The 17,684-nt window shown below is 48.1% G+C and carries 15 protein-coding genes; 7 read left to right on the top strand and 8 right to left on the bottom strand.

What is annotated here, in order from left to right:
* Positions 1 to 117 precede the first annotated feature (117 nt).
* The 4 genes from betB to AC4PME_RS10645 are packed head-to-tail and all read left to right on the top strand — an operon-like array spanning position 118 to position 5,226.
* Positions 118 to 1,581, top strand: a complete 1,464-nt coding sequence (gene betB / locus AC4PME_RS10660) for a betaine-aldehyde dehydrogenase (RefSeq protein WP_491045844.1) — start codon at positions 118 to 120, stop codon at positions 1,579 to 1,581.
* A 9-nt stretch (positions 1,582 to 1,590) separates the two neighbouring features.
* Positions 1,591 to 3,294: a choline dehydrogenase gene (gene betA / locus AC4PME_RS10655; protein WP_491045845.1), complete on the top strand. Its 1,704-nt coding sequence runs from the start codon at positions 1,591 to 1,593 to the stop codon at positions 3,292 to 3,294.
* Between the two features lie 3 nt (positions 3,295 to 3,297).
* Complete coding sequence (locus AC4PME_RS10650; RefSeq protein ID WP_119500797.1) at positions 3,298 to 4,515, top strand: BCCT family transporter; 1,218 nt, start codon at positions 3,298 to 3,300, stop codon at positions 4,513 to 4,515.
* 9 nt (positions 4,516 to 4,524) lie between these two features.
* A complete protein-coding gene (locus AC4PME_RS10645; protein ID WP_491045846.1) occupies positions 4,525 to 5,226 on the top strand; it encodes a TorF family putative porin in 702 nt (233 codons plus the stop codon).
* A gap of 104 nt (positions 5,227 to 5,330) precedes the next feature.
* On the opposite strand, the gene AC4PME_RS10640 is transcribed toward AC4PME_RS10645, so the two are convergent.
* From AC4PME_RS10640 to AC4PME_RS10620, 5 genes are all read right to left on the bottom strand, one after another.
* Positions 5,331 to 7,985 carry a TonB-dependent receptor plug domain-containing protein gene (locus AC4PME_RS10640; protein ID WP_232373511.1) on the bottom strand — a complete coding sequence of 885 codons (2,655 nt, stop codon included), beginning with the start codon at positions 7,983 to 7,985 and terminating at the stop codon, positions 5,331 to 5,333.
* Positions 7,986 to 8,379: 394 nt separating this feature from the next.
* The gene (tyrA, locus tag AC4PME_RS10635) at positions 8,380 to 9,525 is read right to left on the bottom strand and encodes a bifunctional chorismate mutase/prephenate dehydrogenase (RefSeq protein ID WP_491529590.1); all 1,146 of its coding nucleotides are present in this window, start codon (positions 9,523 to 9,525) and stop codon (positions 8,380 to 8,382) included.
* Between the two features lie 30 nt (positions 9,526 to 9,555).
* Positions 9,556 to 10,647, bottom strand: coding sequence for a 3-deoxy-7-phosphoheptulonate synthase (locus tag AC4PME_RS10630; RefSeq protein WP_119500794.1), 1,092 nt, complete (start codon positions 10,645 to 10,647; stop codon positions 9,556 to 9,558).
* 236 nt (positions 10,648 to 10,883) lie between these two features.
* Entirely contained in the window at positions 10,884 to 11,399 is a 516-nt protein-coding gene (locus tag AC4PME_RS10625) for a maltose acetyltransferase domain-containing protein (protein ID WP_491045848.1), read from the bottom strand.
* Between the two features lie 96 nt (positions 11,400 to 11,495).
* A complete protein-coding gene (locus tag AC4PME_RS10620) occupies positions 11,496 to 13,628 on the bottom strand; it encodes a TonB-dependent siderophore receptor (protein WP_119500792.1) in 2,133 nt (710 codons plus the stop codon).
* Positions 13,629 to 13,882: 254 nt separating this feature from the next.
* Here AC4PME_RS10620 and AC4PME_RS10615 point away from each other — a divergent pair, with 254 nt between their 5' ends.
* The 3 genes from AC4PME_RS10615 to AC4PME_RS10605 all read left to right on the top strand — a co-directional run bounded on the left by AC4PME_RS10615 (position 13,883) and on the right by AC4PME_RS10605 (position 15,942).
* Positions 13,883 to 14,212: a DMT family transporter gene (locus AC4PME_RS10615; protein WP_119500791.1), complete on the top strand. Its 330-nt coding sequence runs from the start codon at positions 13,883 to 13,885 to the stop codon at positions 14,210 to 14,212.
* A 147-nt stretch (positions 14,213 to 14,359) separates the two neighbouring features.
* Positions 14,360 to 15,328 (top strand): sensor histidine kinase, encoded by a 969-nt coding sequence (locus tag AC4PME_RS10610; protein WP_491045849.1) that lies wholly within the window; start codon positions 14,360 to 14,362, stop codon positions 15,326 to 15,328.
* Positions 15,329 to 15,330: 2 nt separating this feature from the next.
* A complete protein-coding gene (locus tag AC4PME_RS10605) occupies positions 15,331 to 15,942 on the top strand; it encodes a response regulator transcription factor (protein WP_491045850.1) in 612 nt (203 codons plus the stop codon).
* A gap of 79 nt (positions 15,943 to 16,021) precedes the next feature.
* On the opposite strand, the gene rplS is transcribed toward AC4PME_RS10605, so the two are convergent.
* The 3 genes from rplS to rimM are packed head-to-tail and all read right to left on the bottom strand — an operon-like array spanning position 16,022 to position 17,682.
* Complete coding sequence (gene rplS / locus AC4PME_RS10600; protein WP_044058798.1) at positions 16,022 to 16,381, bottom strand: 50S ribosomal protein L19; 360 nt, start codon at positions 16,379 to 16,381, stop codon at positions 16,022 to 16,024.
* A gap of 18 nt (positions 16,382 to 16,399) precedes the next feature.
* Positions 16,400 to 17,161, bottom strand: coding sequence for a tRNA (guanosine(37)-N1)-methyltransferase TrmD (trmD, locus tag AC4PME_RS10595; RefSeq protein WP_474864411.1), 762 nt, complete (start codon positions 17,159 to 17,161; stop codon positions 16,400 to 16,402).
* Positions 17,161 to 17,682, bottom strand: a complete 522-nt coding sequence (rimM, locus tag AC4PME_RS10590; RefSeq protein WP_119500786.1) for a ribosome maturation factor RimM — start codon at positions 17,680 to 17,682, stop codon at positions 17,161 to 17,163. Before rimM ends, trmD begins: the two co-directional genes overlap by 1 nt.
* Positions 17,683 to 17,684 lie beyond the last annotated feature (2 nt).

Raw genomic sequence — 17,684 nt, 5'->3', positions numbered from 1 at the left:
CCTCTCAGAAAGTATATAACGCGATTTCGAACTGAATGATACCTGCACTGCGGGGGTATTTTGCTACCCGTATTTTGGCCGGTGTCATGGTCATTTTTAATTTTACTGAGGTATCTAATGTCTGAAAAAAGACTTCTGAATTTTATCCACGGCAAACCTGTCAGTAACCAGTCCGGGGAAACCTTCTCTGTTACTAACCCGGCCACCGGAGAAGTCATTTACGATGTTGAAGTGGCTGATGACTCAGTCCGTCAGGCAGCAATAGAGAGTGCCAGAGAAGGTTTTAAGCAGTGGTCCTCTATGACTGCAATGGCACGTTCGCGAATACTGCTTAAAGCCGTCGCTATTCTGCGTGAGCGCAACGACGAACTGGCCCGTTATGAAGTACTGGATACCGGAAAACCCATTCAGGAAGCAGATTGCGTGGATGTGGTCACCGGTGCTGATGCCATCGAATATTTCGCCAATCTGGCCCCAGTTCAGGTTGGTCAGCAACAGGATTTGGGCGGGGATTTCTACTACACCCGAAAAGAACCTCTGGGTATTTGTGCCGGGATTGGTGCATGGAATTATCCTATCCAGATCGCCTGCTGGAAATCGGCTCCGGCACTGGCCGCCGGAAATGCCATGCTGTTCAAGCCATCAGAAGAAACGCCCCGGGGAGCGGTTGAGCTGGCTAAAGTCTATATTGAAGCCGGCGTACCAGCCGGTGTGTTTAATGTGGTTCATGGTGACGGCGACACTGGTAACTGGCTGACCACTCATCCGGACATTGAAAAGGTGTCGTTTACCGGCGAAGTAGGCACGGGCCGTAAAGTAATGGAAGCCGCTGCCGCCAATTTAAAAGACGTCACCATGGAGTTAGGTGGCAAATCCCCCCTTATCGTTTTTGACGATGCCGATATTTCTCAGGCTGTGAGTGCAGCCATGCTGGGGAATTTCTACACCCAGGGCGAAGTATGCACGAACTGCACACGGGTATTTGTTCATGAAAGTGTTTATGACGCTTTTGTCAGTGAACTGAAAACCCGCACGGAAAACAATATCAAAGCCGGCGATCCGATGAACCCGGACGTCAATTTCGGTGCCCTGATTTCGAAAAAACATCAGGATCTTGTGATGGGATACATCGAAAAAGGGAAAGCTGAAGGCGCAACATTACTCACCGGTGGCACGACGTTGCAACCGGACGATGCTCCCAACGGCTATTTCGTGGCACCAACCATTTTCACAGACTGTTCGGACGACATGACTATCTGCAGGGAAGAAATCTTCGGCCCTGTCATGAGTATTCTGACCTTTAAAGATGAAGACGAAGTGATAGGCCGTGCTAATAACACCCCTCTGGGCCTGGCAGCAGGCATCATGACCAAAGATGTTCAGCGGGCTCACCGTGTCATCCACCAGCTGAAAGCCGGAATTTGCTGGGTCAATAACTACGGCGCTTCTCCTGCTGAAATGCCTGTGGGCGGCTACAAGCTATCCGGCATCGGCCGTGAGAACGGTATCGAAACCCTTGATCAGTATACCCAGACAAAATCGGTATACATGGGCATGACACCACTTGAAGCACCGTTTTAAGGAGTCACGATGAAACAGTATGACTACATTATCGTCGGTGCGGGCTCTGCAGGCTGTGTGCTGGCAAACCGCCTGTCTGCCAATACGCAGCATAAGGTATTACTGGTAGAAACCGGCGGCAGTGATAAAAGCATTTTCATTCAGATGCCCACTGCCCTGTCAATTCCGATGAATACAGACAAATACGCCTGGCAGTTTCACACGGAACCGGAGCCTTATCTTGATGACCGTGAAATGCACTGCCCGAGAGGAAAGGTGCTGGGCGGCTCATCATCAATAAACGGTATGGTGTACGTACGGGGCCATGCCCGTGACTTTGATGAATGGGCAGAGCACGGTGCTGAGCAATGGGATTATCAACATTGTCTGCCCTATTTTAAACGTGCTGAAGACTGGTACGAAGGTGCCAACGCCTACCGCGGAGAAGACGGCCCGCTGGGAACAAATAATGGCAACCAGATGCAGAACCCCCTTTATACCGCTTTCATTGAAGCGGGCAAACAGGCGGGTTATGCAGAAACGCTCGATTACAACGGCGCACAGCAGGAAGGTTTTGGCCCGATGCACATGACCGTGCAAGGCGGAAAACGTTGCTCTGCCGCAAGGGCTTATCTGGATCCGGTTAAGCACCGTGACAACCTGACTATTGTGACCCTGGCGACTGTTGAAAAAGTCCTGCTTGAAGGCAAAGTCGCAAAAGGTATTCAGTTCACCGGCAAAGACGGCACTGAAAAAGCGTTTGCAAGCAAGGCTGTTATTCTCAGTGCCGGTTCCATCGGATCTCCTCATTTGTTGCAACTATCCGGTATCGGTAACCGCGACGTACTCGAAAAAGCCGGTATTGATTGTCAGCATCACTTACCCGGTGTGGGAGAAAACCTGCAGGACCATCTGGAGTTTTATTTTCAGTTCTACTGCAAAGAACCTGTCACACTGAACCGCAAACTGGACTGGTTTTCAAAAGGCCTGATCGGAGCCCGCTGGCTGCTGTTTAAAGATGGCCTCGGTGCCACCAATCACTTTGAGTCCTGCGGCTTTATCCGCTCGAAAGAAGGTGTGGAATGGCCTGATCTGCAATATCACTTTTTACCCGCCGCCATGCGTTACGATGGGAAAAGTGCAGTAAAAGGTGACGGCTTCCAGGTGCACATTGGCCACAACAAACCAAAGAGCCGTGGATTCGTGCATGTAAAGTCAGCAGATCCTTCACAGGCTCCGGCAATACAGTTCAACTACCTGCAACATCAGGATGACATAGAAGGCTTCCGTGCCTGCGTCAGGCTGACCCGTGAAATCATCAACCAGCCTGCCTTTGACAAGTACCGCGGCGAAGAAATCCAGCCCGGCAAGCAGGTACAGACTGATGAAGAAATCGATGCATTTGTCCGCCGGGCGGTGGAAAGTGCCTATCACCCCTCCTGCTCATGCAAAATGGGTGAGGATGATATGGCCGTTGTCGACTCACAAACCCGGGTACACGGTATCGCTAATCTGCACGTAGTTGACTCGTCCATCTTCCCCACCATTCCTAACGGCAACCTGAATGCACCGACCATCATGGTGGCTGAGCGGGCTGCCGATCTGATCCTGGGTAATGAACCACTGGCCTCAGAGAACCGGGATGTGCTCGGCGATCTTAAGTGGAAGCAACGTCAGCGCAGCAGAGATATGGGTGTAATGGGCGTTGAAACGCCGGTGAACAATCAGGAGTAACCTATGAATTTATGGTTAAGCGCGGGTATCGCGCTAACCCTTATCGCCATTGTTTTCATTTTGTGGAAATGGGGCAACTTAACCATGATCGGTGTGACGCCGGTGAAAACACTGACCTTCATTTCCATTCTGTTTACTTCAGGACTGGATGTAGGACTGATCATGTTTCCATTGACGGAGTTCAGTACCTATGCCGATACCCCGGCAAACCCGGAGTATGCCTTTACTAACCCTCTCGCCATTGAGTTCGGGTTCTGGGGCTTCTTTATCTGGGCCTTTTACTTTGTTACCTGTTTTTACTTTTGTGTCATCGAGCCGAAGGTAAAATTCTTTGAAATCAGCTGGGTAAAGTTCATCAATAACGTGGTGATCATCGGTACCTGTGCATTTACGGCGTTCCTGCTTCTTAAAAACCTGCCATGGTATTTACCGTCCCTCGGAGATGGCGAGTCCATAGTACCTGTGTTTTATCTTATCGTGTTCGCAGCCATCGCTTTTTCGGTATACAGCAGCACAGATATTAAATACGTCAGAATTTTAAGTGTTTCTACGACCTGGTTGTTTATTTCGCTCATCGCATTCATGTGGGGCGGTGCTTTCTTGTGGGGTAAAAGTGACATTTCGGAATACTTCGCTGCCACATCCCTGCTGGGCGGCTATTTTGCAAATATCGAGCACTTTCTGTTCCCGCTGAATAATTATCACGCGTTTTATCTGTTCTGGTGGTTTGCCTGGAGCATCATGATTGGTCAGTTTACTTCCCGCTTCGTCGGCGGCTTAAAAACCTGGCAGGTACTGTCAGCAATGTTGATCTTCCCCTCGATTCCCATCGCACTGTGGTTTGGTGTGCTGTATCACTATCACGAGGCAGGTTTGGATACCACCGGGATCCGCAACATCGCCATGGTGTTTGTAGGCATTGTGTTTGTGATCAACTCGCTGGATTCCCTCATTCGTCTGTATACCGACAACCTGAACCTGTCGTCAGGACGACTGGGTAAGTGGAAATACTTTTTCCTGAACTTCATCGCACTGGCAGCACTGACCATGCTGTTCAAAATCGACTTCCTGAAAATTCAGTGGGTCGGCGCACTGGTGATTGCCCTGTTCTATTGCTGTCTGGGCTATATTCTGTACAAGAAATTCACACCGGTCAGAAAAATAGACAGCTCACCGAAAGAAAATGAACTCGATTTTGAAAAAATCGAAACCATGCAGTAAGGAGAATATATGCAGTTTACATATTCAAAAATGGTAGCGATTTGCTCACTTGCCGTTGCACCCTCCGCGCTGGCGGACTGGTCAGCGACGGTAACCGGCGCCTCTGATTACATGTTTAACGGAGTAAGTCAGACGCAGAATAATCCTGCCCTTCAGGGCAGTATCGACTATGCAGCTGACAACGGCTGGTATGCTGGCAGCTGGACGTCCAATGTGGATTACGGCGATGCAGCAAACCGCGAACTGGATTTTTACACTGGTTATTATCAGTCACTGAATGAATCAACAGATGCTGATTTCGGTATTGCTTACTACAGCTATTATGGCAGCTCTGCAGCCAGCGAATATAACTACCCGGAGATGTACGGAAAACTGATTTTTACCCACCGTCTGGGTATAACAGAAACCACACTGTGGTATTCGTGGGATTATTTCGGTACCGGCGCAGATCATGTCATCGGGAAAGTCGCCCATACGTTCAGTATTGCAGACAACCATGCAATACAGCTGACGGTTGATAACTCTCATTCACTGGATGAAGAAAAATATCAGTGGGATACCGGTGACAGCAGTTATGTGCATTACAAAGTGGCGTATCAGACGCAGTTTCATGGTTTTGACATCGAGATTGCAGCGGAGGATACAACATTGAGTTACGACACGGCGGATGCAAGATTGTTTGCCAGTGTCAGCCGCACATTCAGCTTTTAACTAAAAAAAGCGCAACACGGTACCAGGGAGACGACCGGTTGCGCAGTTCAATCAGAGTAAAGCAAGCATGTTTGAGGACTTGCTTTACTCATATTGCACAAAGCTTAGAAGCGTGCAGTGATGCGGGCGTGTAAATAACGGCCCAGCACGTCGTAAACTTCCGGTACGGTGTTCATATCGTTGTACGAATACAGGTACGGAGGTGTTTTATCAAACAGGTTGTCAATACCGGCAGACACTGACCACTGATCATTGATGTAGTATTCACCTGAAACATCGTGGTACACCACAGTACCCACATCAGTCATCAGACCGTACGATTCCAGATAGTAATCGTCTGTCATGCCACCGATGTAACGCATCTTCCAGCGCAGCTTCCAGTCATCAGTACCGGCTTTAATCGCAAAGTTAGACTTCCACTCTGCAAATCCACCGTTGTTACCGTCGATTTTACCCGTGTATTCCACATTGTCTTCGGTGTACTCAAGCAGACGGGTGGTATCCCAGTTAACGTTCCAGTTGAGACCCAGTGCGTCGAAGTTATAGGTCACATTGGCATCAACACCACGGGTTTTCAGGGTACCCACGTTAGTTAGCGGTGATTCCATGTAATCAATGTTACCGGTGATATCGTCACGGACGATGCTCAGTACACTACAAGCTTCTTCATCCCCACCGTAACAGCTGTCCAGATAAGACTGTGTATCGATACGGGAAATAGCGTTGCTCAATTCAATGGTGAAATAATCCAGTGTCATTGATAAGCCTTCCACAAAAGACGGGCTGTACACCACACCTAATGTGTAAGTATCAGCCTCTTCCGGGCTCAGGTTATCAATGGTCACATAGGTATTTTCAATCTGAGAATCCGTGTACGCATAAGAGGTGTTACCAATCTGCGCATTACAGGCCTGATATACGTTTGACGCAGTATCCAGGCTGCCGTAGCCTGAGCACGGATCAACCAGGTAATCGAAAGAACCCACATTACCGCCGTACAGTTCATCGACGGTGGGTGCACGGAATGCAGTAGACGCCACACCACGGAACATCAGATCTTCGTTTACACGCCAGGTCAAACCCAGCTTCCAGGTGATATCAGAATCAAACGTGCTGTAATCAAACCAGCGGATAGCGGCATCAAGAGACAGCTCTTCTGCTCCGGGGACGTCAGCCAGTAAAGGCACAGCAAATTCTGCGTAAACCTGCGTGGTGTCGTAGCCGCCGGATGTAGGATCCTGCGCCGAGGCGCTGCCATCACCTGCAACAGTTACCGCATCAGGCTGATACCAGCCTTTCTCTTTACGGTATTCCGCACCACCGGCAAAGCCGACGAAACCGGCTGGCAGTTCAAAAAGCTCTCCCGACAGGTTTACATTCCAGGAAGTAAACTGGTTACCACCGGATGCCTGGTCGGTATAAGTGATGTAATCCAGAGTTTCCTGAGTAATATTGCCTTCAGTGGCGAACCAGTCCTGACAAGGAATGGTGACATCGTCACACACATCAGTGTCCATGGTCTGATAAATTTTAGTCAGGTTGATGTAATTGGAAGAACGGTCTGTCGCATCGTTACGGCCGTAGGTGTAAGACACATCCCAGTCAAAACCGTTACCGATATCCAGATAGCCCTGGAATCCGACGACTGAACGGATGGTATCTGTGGTCTGATCGAAAACCCGGTCACCCACTTCTGTCATACGACGACGCATGGAGGTTGCGACACCGAAAGGGTTACCTGTAGCATCAGCGGTCAGGGTTGCACTGATCGGAGAAGGTGCCATTTGCTGCGTGGATGTACGCTTGGTATACAAAAATTCCATGTATGCCTGTGCATCATCAGTCAGGTTGTAATTACCGTTCGCGAATAAGCCGATACGTTCCTGCGGCGTGTACAGATAAGAACGCTCAGAGTAGTTGTAAGGCGTGTATCCTTCAGAGAAGTTCTTATCACTGTCCAGTGTTCCCCAGCCGTCGCCGGCATTGTATGCACCACCCGGTACATAGGAACTGCCTGACTGGCAGTTACCTTCTGCATCATAATCGTTGTCAGGACAGGCAGAGAAACCACGATCACCCTGCATAGCAGAGCCACGGTCAACATAACTGATACCCAGAACGATATTGCCTTTATCACCGCCGGCACCGGTTACAATACTGATGTTACCTGTGTTGGCATCACCCTCATCACTGCCTGCATAACCGACATCAATCTGAAAACCTTCAAAGTCGTCTTTTGTAATGATGTTAACCACACCGGCAACAGCGTCTGAGCCGTATACCGCAGAAGCACCGTCTTTCAGTACTTCAATACGCTTGATTGCCGCCAGCGGGATAGTGTTAAGGTCAACTGAAGAGTCTGCGCCGGTACCGGAATTTACCATTCTGCGGCCGTTAACCAGTACCAGTGTACGGTTGGCGCCTAAACCACGCAGGTTAATGCGGGCAGCACCCACACCGCCGTTGTTTGATGCGGCACCTGTTGCCATACCACTGGCAGCAGGACTTTGTTGTAAAACCTGTTCAACCGACGTGTAGCTGCCTAAAGAAATGTCTTCAGCGCTGATGATTGCAACGGGACTGGCCGTTTCCATGTCGGTACGCTTAATGCGTGAGCCGGTAACCTGCACTTTTTCAACCTGCTGTTCAGCTGTGGCTGTATCCTGTGCGAAGGCGTGTGTTGTCGTTAGAAGGGTTGAAGCTGCTCCCATTGCAAATGCAATTTTAATCGATTGGGCGATTTTAGGATTGATGTTCACTTTTTAGTTCCCCTGAACTATTTGCATTATCTGAAATCAGACAATTACGAAGTTCTGATTATTGATGGTTATATTTGTGCGACTGAAATCGCGGCGGGGAATAAACCATAATCCAGCTGTGTAAATCAATTTACAAAAGGGGAAATAGCGACAAAAATTCCATTTTTTACTTTTAATTACATTTTAAAGACAGTGGATAAATAAGTTTTACACACATCAGTAAAACCTAAATAAAGCCCAACTAAACAGTCACTTTATTGATAGTAAACACTAACCTTGAATTAATTATAAAATGATCTTTTAATTCGACGAATTTAAGTTAAATATCATACAAAACAAAAAAGGCAGACAAACGTCCACCTTTCTCTATTAATTAAATATCAAATAAAGATAATTAATTTTTCCTCAACATCTCATCATCGTCGGCTTTTAATAAAAGCTGTTTACTGTCGACAAGACATTTTTTCGCGTAATCTCCGAACCAGCTGCCAATGCGGTCAAACTCATCGATAAATGCCTGTTTATCGCCTTTTTCTAATAACGATAATGCTTGTCCGAAACGCTCATGAAAACGCTTTAACAACGCAAAGTTATCAGGATTATTGAAGATGATGTCTGCGTAGAGTTGCGGCGACTGAGCGAACAGGCGGCCTACCATTGCCAGTTCAAGACGATAAATCGGTGAACTGAATACTGTCAGAGTTTCGAGATCCGGGTTTTCACCCTGCAAATGGGCGCCATAAACAAATGTATTGAAGTGGCGCATTACCTGAATAAAGGCCATTGCCCGATCGTGCTCTTCTGCCGTGCTGTGATGAACAGTGGCACCCCAGGTGCGCATTTGCTCAATCAACCACTGATAGCTGGCTTCTCCCCTGCCATCACATACCACCACAACTTGCTTTATCATACCGGGCGCATCGGGTCCGAACATGGGGTGTAAACCCACCACCGGACCTTTGTGGCACGACAGCATGGTGGTCAGAGGCTTCACTTTAATACTGGTGATGTCAGCCAGCACACAATGTTCAGGCAATGCATCCAGTTGTCTGATCACCGCTTCAGTCAGTGTAATAGGTACGGCAACGATCACCAGATCTGCCCGCGCAAAAAGCTGTTCCGTTTCCGGTTTTGACCAGTCGTCTTTTTCTACCACTGCCACCGGATAACCGGACTTTTCAAACAGACTGACGATGACTTTACCCAGCGCACCGGCACCACCGACAATAACAACCTGCTGAATATCAGGATTAATACAGCGGTAGCGGTTATTCTGGGTGTGATAAGACTCACGCATGATCCTGCGCAGTAAATCTTCGGTTAAATCAGGCGATACACCGGCAGCTTCTGCATCGGCACGTCTTGAGGCAATGAGTTCTTTTTCCCGCTCGGGCACATACACAGGCATGCCTGTTTCCGCTTTAATTTGACCTACCTGAGTGGTCAGTTTTGCCCGCCGGGATAATAAAGAAACGAGCTCAGCATCGAGCTCGTCAATACCTGACCGCAGCGCGGCCAGTTTACTGGAATGATCCGTCATGTTGCGACTCTGAAGAGAGGCGCTGCAGCTTCAGGCTACAGCAGACCGTTTATTTTGGCGCAATGGTAACACAGTTATCAGCTTATCTCTGGTTTGGGTGATAAGTGTATCTGTGGTTTCCCAGTCAATACAACCGTCAGTGATTGACACACCGTACTCCAGCTCGTCAACAGGCACACCATCACCTTTCTGGTTACCGGCGTTAATATGACTTTCAAGCATAATACCGATAATCGACTGGTTACCTTCCAGAATCTGATTAACCACGTTCTGTGCAACCAGCGGCTGACGACGGTAATCTTTGGAGGAGTTGGCGTGACTGCAATCCACCATCAGTCCGGCAGTCAGACCGGCTTTTTCCAAATCAACTTCGCAATCAGATACACAAACAGAGTCGTAGTTTGGCTGTTTACCGCCACGCAGAATGATATGGCCGTCAGGGTTACCACTGGTAGAAATCACCGCTACCTGCCCCTGCTTGTTAATACCCATAAAGCTGTGACCGGAAGCAGCGGATTTCAATGCATTCACTGCAATATCCAGACTGCCGTCTGTACCGTTTTTGAATCCGACAGGCATAGACAGACCTGATGCCATTTCACGGTGGGTCTGAGACTCTGAAGTACGGGCACCGATAGCGCTCCAGCTGAACAGCTCTGCCAGATATTGCGGACTGATTGGATCCAGCGCTTCTGTCGCAACAGGGATTTCCAGCTCTGCTAACCAGATCAGTAATTCACGGGCTTTACGCAGGCCGGTTTCAATATCAAACGTACCGTCCAGATGCGGGTCATTTATCAGCCCTTTCCAACCTGTGGTTGTACGTGGTTTTTCGAAATACACCCGCATAACGATGAACAGGGTATCTTTGCACGACTCATGAAGTTCTTTCAGGCGCAGCGCATAATCTTTCGCAGCGTCGATGTCGTGAATGGAACAGGGACCACAGATCACCAGTAAACGGTGGTCACGGCCATGAATAATATCGGAAATAATTTTTCTGGATTCAGAGATAGCCGAAAGGGCTTTATCAGAAACCGGCAATTCTTTAGCTAAATCATCCGGAGTGATCAGTACCTGTTCAGCACTGACGTGTACGTTGTTAACGGTGTCCTTAATCATGAGACTCTCTTCATAAAATAAAATTGGTTGGCCTGCCTGCAGTGACCTTTTGCAAAATTGCCGCCGGCGCTACACGGTATTTTAACTGCCCGCTCACGATGTAAATCTAAGTTTACAGAATATAAAAATCTTTATTGGCGTAGCTCGTTGACTTTTTATCAATTTTTGATAAAGGCCGCAACCACCACCGGAGACTTTTTTGACACTACGCCGGCAAAATCGTTCTAAAGACCAGGTTATCGCCGGCCTGCGACTGCGCCGTCGGGGATGACTGTATTGTCTTCTATTACGGTGCCCGGCAGAATTGTTACGCCATTTCCGATAGTTACATTACTCCCTATCACCACAGGACGTGCCCGTTGCCATCCGGCAAGTCGCTTTTGCGGATCTTTATGATGCTCAACGGTGGCAATAACCACATTATCTCCGGCCCTTACATTATCGCCGGTTTCCACAGAAGCGCCATCAAGAATGGTCAAATAACAACCAGCGGTAAACACCCCCCTGCAAGCAATTTGAAAACCGTAATCACAATTGAAGTGACGACCTGTCTGTAAGCCCGTGGCACCGGGAATAAGTTGACTGAGTACCTGTGACTTTTCCGTTCCTGAGAGAACGTCAGCCTGATGACACAGCTGTTTTGCCTGTGCCCTGGCTTGCCTGAGGCCGGCATCATTAGTGAGATACCACTCCCCTGCCAGCATGTTCAGAAATTCAGGGTTGTGCTGTAAAAGTGAAGTACCGTTTTCCATTCAGGAATGCCTGCAAAGATGGGGAAGAGAAAGCCTATCACAGACACAAAAATGCCCGCTACTCAGGCGGGCATTTTGTTACATCGTCAGCAGGGATTAATAATCCCAGCTAACCGTCAGACTGTAGTTTGTGGGTGATCCGTAGAATGCCTGCTCGGTTCTTACTGAGCTGAGGTATTTCTCGTCAGTAATGTTATCCAGATTCAGGCTGAAAGACAGATTATCACTGAAGCTGTAGGTCACATAACCGCCCAGCACAGCGTATGCATCCTGAGTAATACGGCCATAACCTGATGTGAAATAAGTTTCACTCTGATACCGGGCAGACAGACCCATATTCAGCTTTTCATTCCACACGGGCGCATAATCCGCGAGCATCTTAAAAGTACGACGGGGAATAAAGGTACGGGCTTCATCGCCGTTCTCTTCATCCATGCTCAGCACCGTTAAACCACCCTGAACGGATAACTCATCAGTGATTGCACCGGACAGTTCTACTTCAAAACCGTTTGAGTCTACGGTTACACCACGGTACAGCGCATAATTAAAGTCATCAGAGTAATCGTCATCATCAACACCGTCACCATCGCCGTATTCGATGAATTCATACAGGTTTTCCTGTTCCGTTCTGAACAGTGCAACAGTCAGCAGGAAGTTGTTTGCGAACTCTTTCTTAACGCCCATTTCATAGCTGCGGCCTTCTGCTGAACCCAGAGGCTGAAGATCTTCATTCAGGTAATACTGTGGCTGGTAAATATCGCTGTAGCTGCCGTAAACATTCAGGCCTTCCAGCACTTCCCAGGTAAAGCCGATATACGGGCTGCTGCCATCTTCAGTAGTAGAAGTAGACGCGCCCCAGGATTCTCCCTCGTTTTCATAATCTACAAAGCTGACACCAAGCACCAGGTCCAGTGCGTCAGTCACTGCCAGTTGCATTGAGCCGTAGAAACGGTTCAGTGAAATATCGGTATAACCGGCCTGATAAGGAGCCGCCCACTCAGGGAGTGCCACTTCAGTTCCCGTCCAGCCCGGCAGAGCAGGCATTACATCAAAGCCACTCAGTGCACCGGCATCCAGATCGCTGGTTTCTGCATCAGCCAGACTGATACCGACATTAAATGTATGTTCCCTGCCCCAGGCCTGAAACACGCCCTGCAGATTGTTATCCCAGATTAAGGTTTTATCTTCGGCATCAAATCTGCCGGGATAACCCAGCATTCCCAGCCCTGTGTCTGCCTCTAAACCCGTGTTGGAGTAGGTATAGAATAACGCAGAATGATCTTCATAACGGATGTGGTTCAGCTTCGACGTATATTGCAGGTTATCGTTAATAAACCAGTTCAGTTCGGCAAAGGCGGTTTTATTCAGGGTATCCCAGTATGTCCAGTCCATTGCTGTCGTGGTAGAGCGGTCAAAGTCGACTTGAGTACCGTCTGAATAAATCAGAGGCACAGCGCCCCAGGTTACACCGTCACTGTTGTTGTCCTGATGCGAATAGCCGAACATCACAGTCACGCTGTCACTCAGCTGTCCGTCAACGATACCGTAAAACACATTACGTTCATTTTCATACAGGTTCAGCCAGCTTTCTTTGTTCTGATGGGCCACCACCACACGGGCTGCCCAGCTGCCGGAATCAGTCAGTGGTGTGGATACATCAGCCACAGTTCGCATGGATGCCCAGCGTCCCAGTGTAAAGTCAACACTGGCTTCGGTTTCGTTACCGGGGCGTTTGCGCACGTAGTTTACCGTACCGGACGGATTACCCAGGCCGGTGATCAGACCGTTTGAACCACGGATAAACTCGACCTTTTCATAAATCGCCGTATCCAGATCGCCGACAAAAATATCGCCGAAAGGAATGCCGGAGCCGTCAATGTGCATACTGGTGATGTCAAAACCACGGGCGTTGAAGTATGTCCGGTCGGTTTCAGACTGGTCGACGTTAATACCTGTCACCTGTTTAAACAGGCTGTTGATATCACTTAAGCGGTAGTCTTCAATCAGATCAGATTCCAGAATCGACAGCGACTGTGGCGTATCAAAGCTGTCCAGACCCAGGCCAGTCGCGCCTGAACTGATACGCTGAACGCGACTTTCAACAATTCGGATTACTTCGATATTGTCTTCATCCGCTTGCGCACCGTTGTTGTCTGCATCAGCATTCTGCGCCTGTACAGCCATTGCCAGCATGATAGGTGAAAGCGCAAAAATGTGCTTTTTAGTCATTGTGAAACCTGCTCTTAACCAAAGTGAAAATTCGGACGACATTATAAAGAGGACATAGCGAATTTCAAATAATAATTATTATCATTAACATTAGATAATCATTATTTATCATGACATTTGTCATCTGACACTGATGATGTTTGTGACTTACAACAGGCAACCGCGCAAGCCATACTGAACATGCTTCAACATTGAGTACATTTTACCAGAACTTAACCCGCTGCAAGCCCGGCTTGCAGAATAAGGAGAACACCATGATTTATGTATTACTTGCTTGCGCCATTTTCACAGAAGTTGCTGCCACACTTTGTTTAAAAATGTCGGACGGCTGGGAAAAATGGCATTATGGCTCTGCGTCAATTGCTCTTTATGCAATCTCAGGAATGATATTTGCGGCCGTATTAAAAAATATGGGTATTGGTGTCGCCTATGCAATATGGTCGGGAATGGGCATTGCGCTTATTGTCACCGCGTCAGTTGTATTTTGGAACCAAAAATTCGACACTTACGCTGTTGCGGGAATAGTGCTCATACTTTCGGGTACACTATTAATTACCAGCAAATCTGCCGTCGTATTCCAATAAGGAAGGAATTCATCAGTTATGCATGCTGCTCAGCTACCGTTACTGTCGGAAGGATCCAAGAAAAAATGGTCTTACAGTTCATTAATTTTCTCGTTATCTTATTTTGTTCCTCTTTTTTATGCTGAATCAGTTGCTCCCCGGGAGTTAATGATCTTTGGCTGCGGATACATCCTGTTTGTGGCTCTGTATCTGCTTGCCATTCACTGCAAGCTCTCTACCCTGCCCCTGCCTTTGTCGGCTTTGACGGCCCTGTCATTTACCATCAGCTTTTACAATCCGGGAGCGTCTGTACTATTTGGCTTTATTGCATATATTGCCGGCTACTACTACCCGGTTTCCGCCGGTATCGCATTTGTACTGTTTACCGGTTTGTCCTTAACAGGCTTACAATTATTCTGGTTTGATGATCACCTGCTATTTTTTCTCGCTTCATTAATTAACCTGCTTGTACTTTTTTGCTTTGGCGTAATGGAACGTAAGGAAACCAGGAGCCAGCTCAAAGATGCCAGACACGCAGAGTCACTGAGTGCGCTCAGTGCTATTGCAGAAAGGGAACGCATTGGCCGTGACCTCCATGACATTGCCGGCCACGCACTAAGCAGCATGTCACTGAAAGCACAGCTAGCGGGGAAACTCATCGAAAAAGGCCGTACGCAGGAAGCGCACGGGGAAGTAAAAGCACTTGCACATCTTTCCCAGTCTCTTTTAAGCGAGATCCGTCATGCAGTCAGCGACCTGAAAAAACTCAGCGTTTCGGAAGAAATTACCAAAAACACCCGCGCACTCTCTGAACTGGGCTTTGCAGTTAACGCCTCTGTTAACGACGATGCATTTAGCGGACTCAGCGCCTTGCAAGAATCTCATCTCGCGCTGGTCGTAAAAGAAGTATTTACCAATATTTTGCGGCACAGCAAGGGGAATCTTGTGAGTCTTTCAGCTCAGCGGGAAAACGGAATGTTAGCGATAACGATTGAAGATAATGGTAAGCATGCGGTTATTGATGCGGGAAATGGACTGACTGGCATCAGAGAACGCGCCGGCTTAATAGGTGCAGAGATGTCGATAACGAGTGGCGACGCAACAAGGGTCAGACTGACCTTACACACCGGAGAATAACTATGCAGGCTATTTCGTTACTCATTGTCGAAGACCAGTCACTGGTGCGGGATGCTATCGCCAGTTTACTGGATCTGGAAGATGACATCACAGTCACCGGAAAGTGTGTGGACGGGGAAGCTGCCATCTCATGGCTTAGTAACAATCCTCATCCGGATATGATTTTGTCTGACATCGAAATGCCAAATCTGAGTGGCCTGGACATGGCCCGTAAGTTACAGGACTCAGGTTTTGCCGGCACTGTGGTATTTATGACGACATTTTCTAAACCCGGTTATATTAAACGGGCTATGCAGCTTGGTGCAAAAGGCTTTATTTTAAAAGAATCTGACAGTGATTATCTCATCTCAGCGTTAAGGAAAATCTATCGTGGAGAACGTGTCATTGATCCTGAGCTCGCTTTACTGGCATTAGATGACAATAACCCCCTGTCTGAAAAGGAGCGTAAGGCGCTGAAACTCGCCAGCGACGGATTAAAAACCAAAGAAATTGCATCTCAGTTATTTCTGTCAGAAGGCACGATTCGAAATTATCTCTCAGAGTCCATTGCCAAACTCGGGGCAACAAACCGTGTTGATGCAGCCAGAATCGCAGAACAGAAAGGCTGGCTGTAAAGGTTTTTTCAGAAGACACAAAAAAGCCCGCTTAAAGCGGGCTTTTTCATAGTTAACAGTAACGCAAGGATTAGTAATCTTAGTTAAGCTTCTCTTTGATACGTGCAGATTTACCTGAACGCTCACGTAGATAGTAAAGCTTAGCACGACGAACCGCACCGCGACGTTTCACTTCAATTGAAGAAACTGCCGGGCTGTGTGTTTGGAACACACGCTCAACGCCTTCGCCGCTAGAAATTTTACGCACGGTAAAAGACGAGTGCAGACCACGGTTACGTTTAGCGATAACAACACCTTCATAAGCCTGAAGACGCTCTTTGTCACCTTCGGTAACGCGAACTTTAACAACTACTGTGTCACCTGGACCAAACTCAGGTACATCAGTTTTTAGCTGTGCTTGCTCAATTTTCTTGATGATATCTTGACTGACTTTGCTCATCATATCCTCTCGTCCTAGTTAACTGTCATCTTGCTGCAACTGCGACTTGAATACTTCAAGAAGACGCTGCTGCTCCTCAGTCAGAGCTAGGTGGTTTAATAACTCGGGGCGACGCTGCCAGGTTCTTCCCAGCGATTGCATCTGTCGCCACTGTCTGATTTTTTCGTGATCACCGCTCAACAACACAGGAGGAACCGCTTTACCGTCGAGTACTTCAGGCCGCGTATAGTGCGGACAATCCAGTAACCCGTCGGTGAAAGAATCTTCAATGGCAGAAGCCTGATGACCGAGTACACCCGGAACCATTCTGGCTACAGCATCCATGAGCACAAGCGCTGGCAGTTCGCCGCCGCTTAGCACGTAGTCCCCTACTGACCATTCTTCGTCAACATGGGCCTCAATGACGCGCTCATCGATTCCTTCATAACGCCCGCAGATAAATATCATGCGGTCGTTAGTGGCAAGGCGTTTAACCCCTGCCTGATCCAGCTTTTTACCCTGTGGTGATAAGTAAATCACCTTTGCATGTTCACCGCCGGCTTGTTTCGCCGCGGCGATGGCGTCAGTTAAAGGCTTCACCATCATCAACATACCCGGACCACCGCCATAAGGGCGATCATCGACAGTACGATGACGATCGTGTGTGTAATCACGTGGGTTAAACATGTCGACATCCAGAATGCCTGATTTCACTGCCCGTCCCACAACGCCTTGTTGCATGAAGGGTGCGAACATATCAGGAAACAAACTGATAACGCCGAACCATTTCTCCGCAGTCACTAGAACCCCGGATCCCAGTCTACCGTAATCACACTTGCAGCCTTATCTACCGATTTAATGACGGAGTCCATCACATACGGCAATAATCTTTCTTTTTGACCAAATGCGTCATTCACTTTGGCGCGGACCTGCAAAACGTCATTTGCGCCAGTGTTAAACACATCTTTCACCACACCCAAATCGTAACCTTGCGTAGTTACTACCTGCATGCCGGTGAGCTCCCGCCAGTAAAATTCACCTTCACCAAGTTCAGGTAACTGGTTTTCGTTAATTGCGATGTCCAGATTCTTGATGCGCTCTGCGTCATCACGACTCTCTACACCGACAACTTTCGCCACCAGACTTTTACCGTGGGGTCGCCACTGATCAATCCGGTATTCTTTACCATCACTGAGTTGCCACGGTGAATAGTCAAAAATACCTTCTGGTACATCAGTAAAGCTGTTGATCTTGACCCAACCTTTCACACCATACGATGCCCCGATCTTGCCAATAATCACTTTGTCAGACGCTTGACTCATCT

This window comes from Alteromonas sp., assembly GCF_984505615.1.
Note: the sequence above shows the minus strand (reverse complement) of the source record. Positions and strands in the feature narration are given on the sequence as shown.

Bases quoted from the DNA above. Each gene is read 5' to 3' on its own strand.
- AC4PME_RS10650 (WP_119500797.1), top strand. From the start codon at position 3,298: ATGAATTTATGGTTAAGCGCGGGTATCGCGCTAACCCTTATCGCCATT.
- rimM (WP_119500786.1), bottom strand. From the start codon at position 17,682: ATGAGTCAAGCGTCTGACAAAGTGATTATTGGCAAGATCGGGGCATCG.
- AC4PME_RS10620 (WP_119500792.1), bottom strand. From the start codon at position 13,628: ATGACTAAAAAGCACATTTTTGCGCTTTCACCTATCATGCTGGCAATG.
- AC4PME_RS10615 (WP_119500791.1), top strand. From the start codon at position 13,883: ATGATTTATGTATTACTTGCTTGCGCCATTTTCACAGAAGTTGCTGCC.
- tyrA (WP_491529590.1), bottom strand. From the start codon at position 9,525: ATGACGGATCATTCCAGTAAACTGGCCGCGCTGCGGTCAGGTATTGAC.
- AC4PME_RS10605 (WP_491045850.1), top strand. From the start codon at position 15,331: ATGCAGGCTATTTCGTTACTCATTGTCGAAGACCAGTCACTGGTGCGG.
- AC4PME_RS10625 (WP_491045848.1), bottom strand. From the start codon at position 11,399: ATGGAAAACGGTACTTCACTTTTACAGCACAACCCTGAATTTCTGAAC.
- rplS (WP_044058798.1), bottom strand. From the start codon at position 16,381: ATGAGCAAAGTCAGTCAAGATATCATCAAGAAAATTGAGCAAGCACAG.
- betA (WP_491045845.1), top strand. From the start codon at position 1,591: ATGAAACAGTATGACTACATTATCGTCGGTGCGGGCTCTGCAGGCTGT.
- AC4PME_RS10610 (WP_491045849.1), top strand. From the start codon at position 14,360: ATGATCTTTGGCTGCGGATACATCCTGTTTGTGGCTCTGTATCTGCTT.
- AC4PME_RS10645 (WP_491045846.1), top strand. From the start codon at position 4,525: ATGCAGTTTACATATTCAAAAATGGTAGCGATTTGCTCACTTGCCGTT.
- AC4PME_RS10630 (WP_119500794.1), bottom strand. From the start codon at position 10,647: ATGATTAAGGACACCGTTAACAACGTACACGTCAGTGCTGAACAGGTA.
- betB (WP_491045844.1), top strand. From the start codon at position 118: ATGTCTGAAAAAAGACTTCTGAATTTTATCCACGGCAAACCTGTCAGT.